The organism is Flavobacterium aerium, from assembly GCF_030766725.1.
Taxonomy (GTDB): Bacteria; Bacteroidota; Bacteroidia; order Flavobacteriales; family Flavobacteriaceae; genus Flavobacterium; species Flavobacterium aerium.
The window spans coordinates 1-212 of sequence record NZ_JARQWR010000056.1 but is presented as its reverse complement, the minus strand read 5'-3'; the positions used below and the strand labels follow the sequence as shown (position 1 = coordinate 212).

Here is a 212-nt window from a genome sequence, read left to right as displayed (position 1 = left end):
GTTGGTGCTTCTGTTTTAGTAATAACTACCGTTACCGCTAAACGTGTTGCACTCTCACAAGAGTCTGCCGTTTGAGAAGCGTAATACGTTGCTCCATCTACCAAAGCAGTTGTTGTAGCCAGAGCCGTAGTTGAAGTAGCACTCGCGTACCACTGAACTTGTGTTCCTGTTACTTGTAAACTTGCAATAGTAGTGTTATCAATTTCACAGAA

Annotated in this window: 1 protein-coding gene; it reads right to left on the bottom strand. The window is 42.9% G+C overall.

The features are described from left to right. Positions 1–212 (bottom strand): Ig-like domain-containing protein (locus P6733_RS17970; RefSeq protein ID WP_306354322.1); only part of this gene is annotated, 212 nt, incomplete at both ends.